Origin of the sequence: Microcystis sp. LE19-10.1B, assembly GCF_027530565.1 — a bacterium.
In the GTDB taxonomy this organism is placed as follows: Bacteria; Cyanobacteriota; Cyanobacteriia; order Cyanobacteriales; family Microcystaceae; genus Microcystis; species Microcystis aeruginosa.
Window position 1 is genome coordinate 1 of record NZ_JAPZQM010000718.1, and the last position, 12,397, is coordinate 12,397.

Genomic DNA, 12,397 nt, shown 5'->3' on the forward strand with positions numbered 1-12,397 from the left:
TCAGACGGTCAATTACCTAATTTTCAGGGAAAAAGTCCAGGAATTTTCGCCCCGATCCCTCCAATGGCTGGCACTTTTTGAGGTCAAAAAAGTCTAAAAGTCTTATCCAACAAGGTTTTTAGATTTATTCAGCCAACCCTATTTAAAGAGCAACCGCCACCTTGATGGGCTGCTGGCGTATCAATAGCGATTCTCGTCCACAAAAACTAGACGAGAAGCACCATAACAAACAGTCTCTAAGAAAAAAAGATGTTAGCGATAACATCTTTTTGGCATTTTTTACAATTTAACTTCAATATCAACCCCTGCGGGTAAATCTAATTTCATCAAAGCATCGATTGTCTTAGAAGAGGGTTGGTAAATATCAATAATGCGGCGATGGGTGCGGGTTTCAAAATGTTCACGGGAGTCCTTGTCAACGTGAGGGGAACGCAGGACACAATAAATCTTTCTTTTGGTCGGTAGGGGGATCGGTCCGATCGCTGTGGCGTTAGTTCTATTGGCAGTATCGACAATCTTCTCGCAGGAAGTGTCAAGTAAGCGCTGGTCAAAAGCTTTCAAACGAATGCGAATTTTCTGTTGTTGTAGCGTAGCCATAATTTCACCTATTGCAATTGTCAAGGTACAAAATAAAGACAGTAACGGAGCAGCTTTTAAATTCACTGCCCCGTTAATTAGTAGATTAGCCTACTTGATAATTTTCGAGATAACGCCGGAACCGATGGTGCGACCACCTTCGCGAATAGCGAAGCGCATACCCTGTTCAATAGCGATCGGGTTGATCAGTTCCACGGTCATTTTGATCCGGTCTCCCGGCATGACCATTTCTACAGTGCTGCCATCATCGGCGGTGTAGTCTTGGATAGTACCAGTTACGTCGGTTGTGCGTACATAGAACTGAGGACGATAGTTTTTAAAGAAAGGAGTGTGACGACCACCCTCTTCTTTACTTAACACATATACCTCACCTTCAAACTGGGTGTGGGGTTTGATTGTACCCGGTTTAGCGATCACCATGCCGCGCTCGATGTCGGTTTTTTGGATACCACGCAGGAGGATACCAGCGTTGTCACCAGCCATCCCTTGGTCGAGACTTTTCTTGAACATTTCGATCCCAGTAACGGTGGTGGCGCGGGTATCTCTGATCCCCACCAATTCCACGTTATCACCCACTTTCACAATACCGCGTTCGATCCGACCGGTAGCCACCGTCCCCCGACCAGTAATCGAGAATACGTCTTCTACCGCCATCAGGAAGGGTTTATCGATATCCCGTTCGGGGGTGGGGATATAGCTATCTACCGCTTCCATTAATTCATAAATTGCGTCCACCCACTCGTTATCGCCTTTTTGGGCCTTAGGGTTTTTGGTCATGTAGTCGAGGGCTTCTTTCGCAGAACCGGCAATAATGGGGATATCGTCGCCAGCGAAGTCGTAATTGGTGAGAAGTTCGCGTACTTCCAGTTCTACGAGTTCCAGTAACTCCTCGTCGTCCACCATATCTTTTTTGTTGAGGAAGACCACGAGGTTAGGTACACCCACCTGACGAGCCAGCAGGATATGTTCCCGGGTTTGGGGCATCGGGCCATCGGCGGCCGAGACCACGAGAATACCACCGTCCATCTGTGCCGCACCGGTGATCATGTTTTTTACATAGTCCGCGTGGCCGGGGCAGTCAACGTGTGCATAGTGGCGACTGGCGGTTTCGTACTCAACGTGAGCGGTGTTGATGGTGATCCCGCGGGCTTTTTCTTCGGGAGCGGCATCGATTTCATCGTATTTTTTAGCTTGGGCATTACCCAGAGCCGCTAGGGTCATAGTGATAGCGGCGGTGAGGGTAGTTTTGCCGTGGTCAACGTGACCGATCGTGCCGATGTTAACGTGGGGTTTCGTCCGTTCAAATTTAGCGCGTGCCATTTACTTTCTGTTCCTTTGTTTTTTTTCTTCTTCAGGTGGGTGAATAGTAATCAGTCACCAGAGATCAGTTTTAAGTTAGCAGTTGTTAGGGTTGACCGCTCGAATTTAAATGATCGGTTTATTCTCACTGCTCACTGCTCACTGCTCACTGATTAGCCATTCCCTTTACTTTTGGTGATAATCGTCTCGGCCACGTTGCGGGGGACTTCTTCGTAATGGCTAAATTCCATGGTGAAGATGCCCCGTCCTTGGGTTTTGGAGCGAATATCAGTGGCGTAACCAAACATTTCCGCTAGGGGAACTTTAGCGGAGACTTTGGCGATGCCGGTCTCGGTTTCTTGACCTTCGATTTGTCCCCGACGGGAGTTAAGATCACCGATGACGTTACCGATGAAGTCTTCGGGTACTTCCACCTCGACCTTCATCATCGGTTCTAGGAGAACGGGAGAAGCTTTCATCACCGCTTCTTTGATCGCCATGGAACCGGCAATCTTAAAGGCCATCTCGGAGGAGTCCACATCGTGGAAAGAACCATCTACAAGGGTTGCTTTCAGGTCGATGACGGGATAACCCGCTACAATCCCCGATTCGCAAGCTTCTTTCATCCCTTGTTCTGACGGGTTGATGTATTCTTTGGGGATAGCACCACCGACAATTTTAGAGACGAAGACAAAGCCGGATCCCGGTTCACCCGGTTCCAGTTCGATGACGACGTGGCCGTACTGTCCTTTACCACCACTTTGACGGATAAATTTACCCTCGGCCCGCACGGGTTTGCGGACGGTTTCCCGATAGGCAACTTGGGGAGCGCCCACGGTTGCTTCGACTTTGTACTCCCGCAGCATTCGATCGACCAGGATTTCCAGGTGCAGTTCTCCCATCCCGGCGATCACCGTTTGATTGGTTTCGGGATCAACTTTGACCCGGAAGGTGGGATCTTCATCGGAGAGAGCTTGCAGAGCTTTGCTGAGTTTCTCGATGTCCTGTTTGGTTTTCGGTTCCACCGCCACGGAGATAACCGGTTCGGGGATAAAGAGGGATTCTAGGATAATCGGGTTCTTATCATCACAGAGGGTATCCCCGGTAATGGTGTTTTTCAGTCCGATCGCCGCTCCTAGATCACCGGCGCGCAGTTCATCCACTTCGATCCGTTCGTTGGATTTGAGGATGATCAGGCGAGCGATCCGTTCTTTGGTTCCTTTGGTGGAGTTGTAGGCGTAGCTGCCTTTAGCTAGTACACCGGAATAGACCCGTAGGAAGGTTAAACGACCGAAGGGATCGGCCATGATTTTGAAGGCGAGGGCCGAGAAGGGCGCATCGTCCTTAGCCTCCCGGATTGCCTCGCTGCCATCGGGAAGAATCCCTTTAACGGCGGCTACTTCCGAGGGTGAGGGTAGGTAATCGACGACGGCATCGAGGAGCAGTTGTACCCCTTTGTTTTTGAAAGCCGAGCCGCAGAGGACGGGAACAATTGTACCAGCAATCGTCCCTTCTCTGAGACCGCGTTTGATTTCGGCTTCGGTGAGTTCTTCACCTTCTAGATATTTTTCTAGGAGTTCTTCATCAGCTTCCGCTACAGCCTCCACCAGCTGCACGCGGAATTCTTCGGCCTTTTTCAATAAGTCTTCGGGAATGTCGGTTTCTTCTATGTCTTTCCCTAGATCGTCCTTATATATATAGGCGCGCATCTTGACGAGATCAACGATCCCGCTCAGTTCGCTTTCCGCGCCGATCGGCATTTGGATGGGAACGGCGTTAGTTCTGAGGCGATCTCTTAATTGTTCGTAAACTTTGAAGAAGTTCGCCCCCGTTCTGTCCATTTTGTTGACAAAGGCAATCCGGGGTACTTTGTACCGATCGGCTTGTCTCCAGACGGTTTCTGATTGGGGTTGTACACCACCAACAGAGCAGAAAACCGCTACCACTCCATCGAGTACCCGCATGGAACGTTCCACTTCAATGGTGAAATCGACGTGGCCGGGGGTGTCAATGATGTTGATGCGATGATCTTGCCAACTGGTACTGATGGCGGCGGCGGTGATGGTGATTCCTCGCTCCCGTTCCTGTTCCATCCAGTCGGTAATTGCCGTTCCGTCGTGGACTTCGCCCAGTTTATGAGCGACTCCCGTGTAGAACAGGATTCTTTCTGTTGTCGTTGTTTTGCCCGCGTCTATATGAGCGGCGATTCCGATGTTTCGCACTCTCTCTAGCGGGATAGTCCGTGCCACAGCAACCTCCTTGCTTTGCTTGCCAGTGATGGGATTTTGTTCTAGGATTTTTTACACTATTTACAATTCTATACTTTTCTTGACAGTTTTTTGGCGGCAGCGGTGTAGTCCACCGCCCTTAAAGTATCTTTAAAGTATCTTTTTAGTAACGATAGTGGGCAAAGGCTTTGTTTGCCTCCGCCATCCGGTGGGTTTCTTCCCGTTTTTTGATCGTGCCGCCGGTTTCATTGGCCGCATCCATGATCTCGTTGGCCAGTTTACCTGCCATGGTTTTGCCGCCTCTGGTTCTGGCATAATGGACTAACCAGCGTAGTGCTAATGTACTACCGCGGTTGGTGCGTACTTCCATCGGTACTTGATAGGTGGCTCCACCGACCCGGCGGGCTTTCACTTCCACTAGGGGAGTGGCGTTTTTAACGGCTTTTTCAAATACTTCTAGGGGTTCTTGACCGGTACGTTCGCCGACGGTTTTCAGGGCATCGTAAACGATGTTAGCGGCTAGGGATTTTTTGCCCGATCGCATGATCCGGCGGATGGTCATGCTGACTAAACAGCTATTGTAAACGGGATCGGGGGGAATAGGACGTTTTTTGACGTTTTTACGGCGAGACATCGGATTATTCCTGAATTTTCTAGGTTAACTTTAACTTTTGCTTGACAGTCGGATGATTACAGCCCATCTCAAACCCTCTCCTGCGAGTTTTCAGTCTCTTGGGTTAACTTTGACCGACTCGGTGGGAGTATTTTTTTGGTTAATCAATTCCCTGTTTATTTAGCGGCGGGTTTGGGGCGTTTGGTTCCGTACTTAGACCGAGCCTTTTGACGGTTTTTCACCCCAGTGGCATCGAGGGTGCCGCGAATGATGTGATATCTGACTCCGGGTAGATCTTTGACCCGACCGCCCCGAATCAGGACGACCGAGTGTTCTTGCAGGTTATGACCGATGCCCGGGATGTAGGCTGTCACCTCAAATCCAGAGGTCAAACGTACCCTAGCCACTTTCCGTAGGGCTGAGTTGGGTTTTTTGGGTGTGGTGGTATATACTCTTGTACAAACTCCCCGACGTTGGGGGCATTGTTTGAGGGCGGGAGATTTGGTTTTTCTTTTCGCTTTGGATCTTTCGTCGCGTATTAATTGCTGAATGGTGGGCATGATAGGGCTGTATCTAAGGTTACTCTGAACTCCTATTACCGAAGGTCAAATCGTTGACAAAAGGTCATTATAGCAAATTGTCGCTCTTGTTGTCAAGTCGCTTATTGTGCTTTTCTCCGGTTTAGATGTTAGAGATTGTCTTTTTCTTGGGCGGCGGCGGCACTCAATTCGGGCGTTATTAGGCGATAAAATTACAGCTTCGTTGTTTTGGCTTGATGATGCAATTTTAGCGATAATTATCACCTGATTAATCGGCCAATGTCTGAAAAGCTGTCTCTAGCTAACCTCATTTTCAGAACTGGTGTCTAGAGTATTAGCTCTTAACGATATATTTAGAGCGTTTGTACTGGATGCAACCTAGGTGTGCTGCCATAAAATATTGTTAACCTTTGAGGTTAACAATATTACAAGGGTCATCTACAATGGATATTGTATTTAAGGAAAAAAAATTTGAGAACGAATGCAATAGCCAAAGACTACTGAAAAAACAGTATGGAGAGAAGATGGCTAAGAAAATCAGGCAAAGACTCGACGACTTAAAAGCAGTTATTGTCCTGGAGGAAATGCGATCGCTGCCGGGACGTTGCCACGAATTGTTATATAACCGTGCTGGACAACTATCTTTAGATTTAGTTCATCCCCTCAGACTAATTTTTGAGCCAGCTAATATACCGATTCCTCAAAAAGCAGACGGGGGAATTGATTGGAAGAAAGTAACCGCAGTCGTAATTATTGGCATAGATGACACCCATGACTAATACTATTGAGAACAGATATGCACCGGATTTTATTTCTCCACCGGGAGAAACCCTTGCCGAAATCCTAGAAGAAAGAAATATGTCTCAATCGGAACTCGCCCAACGCATGGGCAGACCAAAAAAGACTATCAATGAGATCATAAAAGGTAAAGCGGAGATTACTATCGATACCGCCTTACAGATAGAGTTAGTGTTAGGAACTCCCGCCAGTTTCTGGATAGAGCGCGAAAGACTTTATCGGGAATATTTAGCGAGAAAAAATGAGAATCAAAGATTAAAAGGTTATTTAGGCTGGTTAAAACAAATTCCTTATCGGCAGATGACTGAATTAGGCTGGCTCAAGTTTGATGAGGATAAAATAGAGCAATTACGAGAGAGCTTGAAATTTTTTGCCGTTGTCTCCCCTGAGCAATGGGAGGAGATTTGGGGGAGAAATTTATCGATTGATTTTAGAAAGTCTCAAGCATTTGATAGCGATCGAGGGGCAATAACAGCATGGTTACGTCAAGGAGAAATAGAAGCATCGAAAATTAATTGTGCTGATTACAACGAGTTGAAATTCAGAGATGCCTTGCGACAAATTCGTTCGTTAACTATTAAGTCTATCGAGGTATTTCAACCGCAAATGATCGAGCTTTGTGCGGCAGCGGGGGTTGCCTTAGCCTTTGTCCCTGAACTTCCGAAAACAAGGGTACACGGTGCTACCCGTTGGTTAGATTCTCACAGAGCTTTAATTCAATTGAGCGATCGATACAAAACAAATGATCATTTTTGGTTTTCTTTTTTTCATGAAGCTGGTCATATTTTATTACATGGGAAACGAACTTTATTTTTAGAGGGGCAAGATATTCAAGATACAATTAAAGAAAAAGAGGCGGATGTTTTTGCGGCTAATTTCTTAATTGATCCCAGAGATTGGCAGAGATTTATCGCCAATAATTCTCTGAATAGAAAAGCTATTAATCAATTTGCCGAACAACTAGGAATACACCCTGGTATTATTGTTGGTAGAATGCAACATGAGCAAATTACTTCTTATCAAAACTATAATGATCTTAAGGAGAAATATTGTCTAAATACGCAGAATTCCTTTTTGGTATTGACGAGCGACTCCCCAAAAGGAAAACTTCCTATCTCACCATTAAGAAAACTGCTGTAAGCGGAGATTACTAAGGATAAATTTGGCAATAATTGACAAATTTAGCATTAGAGACAGGAAATTGCGATAACATCAAAAAAAGTCAGGTAGAGGATAGTTATGCTCGATCTTGCGAAATTAGCGGCAAAAATGCCAGGAATCAGTCAACATTTTCAACAGGAAGTGGCAGCTAGTCGCGAGCGAGTGCAACGGGCTAAAATTCTTTTAGAACAGGCTCAACAGCAACAGGAAAAACTGCTAGAACTCTATCATAACTGGCACGATCGCCTAATTTTCTCCGTTGCACTACCGATCGAACCTCTCGACACCCGCGTTACTATCCTTCCCGCTCCCGAAAGTCATAGCGTTTTTGCCACGGATGGTTCCCAAATTGCCCCTTCTCACCACGAAATCGCCTACTGTTATCTAATTAATATCGGTAGGATTATGTTGCACTATGGTCAAAATTTGCACCCTCTCCTCGATAGCATTCCCGAAGTCTATTACAAATCAGAAGACCTCTACATTTCTAAACAGTGGGGTATTCGCGTGGATGAGTGGATGAGTTATCGTCGGACGGTATTAGAAAGCCAAATGTTAGCAGAAATGGCTACTCGTTGGGTAAAACCCCCTGGGGCCCATTATGAACCAAATTTAGCCCTCGTGGATGGTTCTTTGATCTATTGGTTTATCGATAGTCTCCCCCCGGAAGCAAAAGATTTAATTTTGCCACCGATTTTTCAGTCTTGGGACGATTTAAAATCAGCTAGAATCCCGCTTATGGGTTATATTAGTGCTTCTCGTAGCACGGAAGGCTTAAATTTCCTGCGTTTACAATCTTGTCCCCATGATACTCCCAATTGCTTGATCAATTGCGGTGATTTAGACCCAGAAAAAACCCCTTGTCGCGTTGTCGATCCTCTCCGGGATGCTTCTCTCTGGGGTTATTTATTGGAACCGGGGCAAAGAAGTCCTTTTTGGCGCAGTTCTTTGAAAATACTCGATCTTTATGGGGATGAACATCGCATTTACTTCTGTTATCTCCATGTGGGGACGGAAATCGCTAGGGTAGAGGTTCCTGCTTGGGTGGTGGAGGAGCGAGAATTACTCGATCGCTCTTTGAGTATTTTACTGGCCCAGGTGTTAAAAGGTTATGGTTATCCGATCGCCTTAGCGGAAGCGCACAATTTAGCAGTGATTAAAGGTGGCGATCGCTTGCGTTTTTTTGCTCTTTTGGAACAACAAATGATTAAAGTCGGTTTACAGGATGTGGGAACATCTTATAAGGAAGCGAGAAAGCGCAGTAGTATCGCTTAATTGAGGAGGCAGCAGATGGGGAGTGGTCACTGATAACTGCTAACTGCTAACTGATAACTGCTAACTGATAACTGGTCACTGATAACTGATAAGTAGGTGGGTGGAATTAAATATAAAATGAACGTAGGTTGGGTTGAAGCATGAAACCCAACGCCCGCATGGGTTACGCTACCGCTAACCCATCCTACAAATAATTGTGCCTACCTACTTAACTGGTCACTGATAACTGATAACTGATAACTGATAACTGGTCACTGATAACTGATAACTGATAACTGATCACTGATAACTGATAACTGATAACTGATAACTGATAACTGGTCACTGATAACTGATCACTGATAACTGATAAAGGTGGGAATTACCCACCTTAAACTTGATTTTTGCCGAATTTTTCTAGCGACTGCTACGATCTTGGTCTAAGACGCTGACGGGGAAATTATTATAACCAACGTGATGTTTGCTGGTTTTCTGAATTTCTTCTTTGATTTGATCTAGATCAACATAGCGATCGGCTACATTAATTAAACTATCACTGGTCATCGATCGCAAACTAACCACTTCCACCCGCGCACCACGGTAACTGACAGAATCGGCAGCATAGGCCAAATCCCCATCACCACTGACAATGACTGCGGTATCATAGGAACCCACTAGCGCCATTAAATCCACGGCAATTTCCACGTCAAGATTGGCTTTTTTGGAACCATCGGGTAATTGTACTAGATCTTTAGCGATGACTCGATAACCGTTGCGACGCATCCAGAGGAGAAATCCCTGCTGTTTTTCGTTAGTGCGATCAACTCCAGTATAAAAGAAGGCGCGCAAGAGACGAGAACCAGCAGTTAAACGGCAAAGTAATTTGGTGTAGTCAATTTCGATACCTAATTGCAGGGCCGCATAAAATAAATTAGAACCATCAATGAAAATCGCCACACGACCGCGATTTTCTAGCACTTGTTCGGGGGTGAAGACTGGGGCCGTGTCATAATCATCAAACATTTTATTTTTCCTCGTTTGTTAAAAGTTTAGTGTTGGGTGTTTGCCAGTTGTATCCCAAAGGACAACAGACCTTAAAAAATAGAGTTATCAAAAAATTCCTTTAGGAATCGTTTAACGGCAGTTCTAGTTTAGAAAAGATCGGTTCAGGTGTTCCTAGTTGTGGATTTGTGGGTAATCCCCATTGACAGTGTTGGGAAAAAGAGACACCATCAGGGGAGTTTTCCCCATCCTCCGACCTGAAAGTATTAAAATCAATAACAAAACCTAGTTGTTGATAAATTTTACTGCTCAAGGTCGGTATTATCGGTGAGAGTAGGTAGGCAGAGAGTCTTACTGATTCCAAAACTGCGTAGAGGACTTGTTCTACCGCTGCTTGTTGTTTCTGTTTAAATAAACTCCAGGGCGCACTCTCATCGATAAACTTGTTACTAGCGCGAATTAACGCCAATATTTCCTCACAGGCTTGATTAAATTGTAGCGCATCATACTTCTGTTCAACAATGACCCCTAGATTGATCCCCATATTCTTAAGACGATTATCGTTGGGGATATCTACGCCAGTCAACTGGGGAGGGATATTTTGGCAGTATTTTTTAACCATGCCTAGGGTGCGATTGAGGAGGTTGCCTAAATCGTTGGCTAAATCCGCGTTAAGAATATTAACAAATCTGGTTTCCTGAAAATCGCCATCCTGTCCTAATTCAATCTCTTTGACGAAATAGTAACGGACGGCATCGGCCCCATAGCGCTCAACCAAATCGAAGGGATCGAGGGTATTACCGAGACTTTTGCCCATTTTCCGCCCGTCTTTGGTCAAAAAGCCATGGCCGAACACTCTTTTGGGCAAGGGTAAACCCGCCGACATTAGCATAGCCGGCCAATAAATGGCATGGAATCTTAATATATCTTTACCGATCAGATGCAGATCGATCGGCCACCATTTGGCCAAGGCATTTTCTAGGGTGGGTTCGTCTTCGGGGTCGAGAAGGGCGGTAACATAGCCAAGAAGGGCATCAAACCAAACGTAGATGGTATGCTGACCATCGTGGGGAATGGGAAACCCCCAAGCCACATTAACCCTAGAAATGGAGAAGTCCTGTAGTCCCTGGTTGACGAAGTTGAGAACCTCATTACGTCGGCTTTCCGGTTGAATAAAATCGGGTTGTTCTCGGTAAAGTTGTTCTAGTTGTGTCTGATACTTAGAGAGACGGAAAAAATAGTTTTCCTCGTCGCGCCATTCGGCGGCCAGATTAGTATGAATGGGACAACAGCCATTATCTAACAGTTCTCTTTTTTCCTTAAATTCTTCACAGGCGACGCAATACCAACCCTGTTGGCGATCGAGATAGATATCGCCCTTTTCCCAGACTCTTTCAAAAAATTCGTTAACAATTGCCTGATGACGGGGGGCAGTGGTGCGACTAAAGCGATCATACTGGATGTGTAGCTTTGCCCAGAGATGGGCAAAACTGGTGGCAATGCGATCGCAGTGTTCCTGGGGAGCGAGTCCTTTGGCTGCCGCAGTCCGTTCGATTTTCTGTCCGTGTTCGTCGGTTCCTGTAATCAGGAGGACAAAATTGCCCTGTAACCGCTGCCATCGTGCCATAACATCCGCTACGATCGTTGTGTAGGCACTACCGATGTGAGGGATATCGTTGACATAATAAAGAGGTGTTGTCAAAGCAAATGTTTTTCGCTCATTCAAATCATTCATGAAATTTATTTTTTTAAATAGACGAGGCTGCCCCGAGGCTGATCCGTAGATGATTGGGACATAATCCCTATATTTTATGATCCTCTAATTCTGTTTTATCCTTTAGTTGTGATCTAAGTCAATAAAAACAATCTTAAGGCCGATTTTTTTTTTCCATGAAGCTGCTTACCCCCCTATCCACCTCTCGTTTAATTCTTGATACCACGCGCACGAGTCTGTTTACCGTCGGTCAAGAAAATCTACCCAGCCAAGGAGTGGCGATCGTGGTAAGTAACCATCGTAGCTTTTTGGACGCGCCGATCTTAATTCAAGCTTTGGGCAAAACTCTCCCGATCGCCTGTCATCACTACATGGGAAAAACGCCGCTTTTGCGGGAATTAATCGGAGAATTGGGCTGTTTTCCCTTTGATACCCCTGAAAAACGCCACCGGACTTTTTTTCGGCAAGCAACGGATTTTTTACAGTCCGGACGATGGATCGGTTTATTTCCAGAAGGTGGATCGCCGATGTTAAATTTGACTGCTCCTCGTCAAATTAGCCCTTTTCAAAGCGGATTTGCCCATTTAGCCCTGCGTTGTCCCGTGGAGAATCTATCGGTCTTACCTGTGGCTATTCTCTCCGAGTCGGAAACTGTTATTAGTCCTTTTCCCGTGCGTTTGCTGCGCTGGTTAGATACCACGGAACCTTTATTCGATCAAGACGGTTGGCATCCCGTTGTCTTTTATCATCGTGTCAAGGTGGCGATCGGTCGTCCCTATGGAATTACTGAAAGCGATCGCTCAGATTATCAAGGTAAACAAGGAAAAAAAGCGATTAATCGTTTAATTGGTCATTGTCAGTCGGAAATTAGCGATTTATTGCTGAAAGGCTAAGTCAGGAGACAGGAGGCAGGAGACAGGAGACAGGAGACAGGAGACAGGAGGCAGCCTTGAATCAGTTATCATACTAAATCCGTTGAGTAACGCACAGAAAACGGGTTTCTCCGAGAAACCCGTTTTCTACTCATGCAAAAGGCAAAACGGAGAATAAATAGGGTCTGCTGAAAAAGTTTTTCCTGGGGGTAGGAGTCAGTAGCCGGTCGTCAGTAGCCAGTCGTTTCAGGCTTTGTTGCCCTTGTTTTGTGTACCAAGCGATGTACTACAAGAAGGATAATGCAAGGTTTTTGAAAGTC

The 12,397-nt window shown here is 45.8% G+C and carries 11 protein-coding genes; 4 read left to right on the forward strand and 7 right to left on the reverse strand.

What is annotated here, in order from left to right; translation table 11 throughout:
* Window positions 1-279 precede the first annotated feature (279 nt).
* From rpsJ to rpsL, 5 genes are all read right to left on the reverse strand, one after another.
* Window positions 280-597: a 30S ribosomal protein S10 gene (gene rpsJ, locus O9332_RS25450; protein ID WP_002740287.1), complete on the reverse strand. Its 318-nt coding sequence runs from the start codon at window positions 595-597 to the stop codon at window positions 280-282.
* Between the two features lie 90 nt (window positions 598-687).
* A complete protein-coding gene (gene tuf, locus O9332_RS25455) occupies window positions 688-1,917 on the reverse strand; it encodes an elongation factor Tu (RefSeq protein ID WP_288027866.1) in 1,230 nt (409 codons plus the stop codon).
* A 152-nt stretch (window positions 1,918-2,069) separates the two neighbouring features.
* On the reverse strand, window positions 2,070-4,145 hold the full coding sequence (gene fusA, locus O9332_RS25460) for an elongation factor G (protein WP_288027867.1): 2,076 nt from the start codon (window positions 4,143-4,145) through the stop codon (window positions 2,070-2,072).
* 142 nt (window positions 4,146-4,287) lie between these two features.
* Entirely contained in the window at window positions 4,288-4,758 is a 471-nt protein-coding gene (gene rpsG / locus O9332_RS25465; RefSeq protein WP_002739653.1) for a 30S ribosomal protein S7, read from the reverse strand.
* Window positions 4,759-4,913: 155 nt separating this feature from the next.
* Window positions 4,914-5,297, reverse strand: coding sequence for a 30S ribosomal protein S12 (gene rpsL, locus O9332_RS25470; protein WP_002740176.1), 384 nt, complete (start codon window positions 5,295-5,297; stop codon window positions 4,914-4,916).
* Between the two features lie 422 nt (window positions 5,298-5,719).
* Here rpsL and O9332_RS25475 point away from each other — a divergent pair, with 422 nt between their 5' ends.
* The 3 genes from O9332_RS25475 to O9332_RS25485 all read left to right on the forward strand — a co-directional run bounded on the left by O9332_RS25475 (window position 5,720) and on the right by O9332_RS25485 (window position 8,510).
* Complete coding sequence (locus tag O9332_RS25475; protein ID WP_002758830.1) at window positions 5,720-6,055, forward strand: type II toxin-antitoxin system RelE/ParE family toxin; 336 nt, start codon at window positions 5,720-5,722, stop codon at window positions 6,053-6,055.
* On the forward strand, window positions 6,048-7,214 hold the full coding sequence (locus tag O9332_RS25480; protein ID WP_002758829.1) for a HigA family addiction module antitoxin: 1,167 nt from the start codon (window positions 6,048-6,050) through the stop codon (window positions 7,212-7,214). The genes O9332_RS25475 and O9332_RS25480 overlap by 8 nt, the downstream gene beginning before the upstream one ends.
* A gap of 99 nt (window positions 7,215-7,313) precedes the next feature.
* Window positions 7,314-8,510: a DNA double-strand break repair nuclease NurA gene (locus O9332_RS25485; RefSeq protein ID WP_002758828.1), complete on the forward strand. Its 1,197-nt coding sequence runs from the start codon at window positions 7,314-7,316 to the stop codon at window positions 8,508-8,510.
* A 396-nt stretch (window positions 8,511-8,906) separates the two neighbouring features.
* On the opposite strand, the gene O9332_RS25490 is transcribed toward O9332_RS25485, so the two are convergent.
* Window positions 8,907-9,512 carry a LabA-like NYN domain-containing protein gene (locus tag O9332_RS25490; RefSeq protein WP_002739868.1) on the reverse strand — a complete coding sequence of 202 codons (606 nt, stop codon included), beginning with the start codon at window positions 9,510-9,512 and terminating at the stop codon, window positions 8,907-8,909.
* 100 nt (window positions 9,513-9,612) lie between these two features.
* Complete coding sequence (gene metG / locus O9332_RS25495) at window positions 9,613-11,226, reverse strand: methionine--tRNA ligase (RefSeq protein ID WP_288027870.1); 1,614 nt, start codon at window positions 11,224-11,226, stop codon at window positions 9,613-9,615.
* 155 nt (window positions 11,227-11,381) lie between these two features.
* Here metG and O9332_RS25500 point away from each other — a divergent pair, with 155 nt between their 5' ends.
* Window positions 11,382-12,098 (forward strand): lysophospholipid acyltransferase family protein, encoded by a 717-nt coding sequence (locus O9332_RS25500; RefSeq protein ID WP_288027872.1) that lies wholly within the window; start codon window positions 11,382-11,384, stop codon window positions 12,096-12,098.
* The last annotated feature ends 299 nt before the right edge of the window (window positions 12,099-12,397 follow it).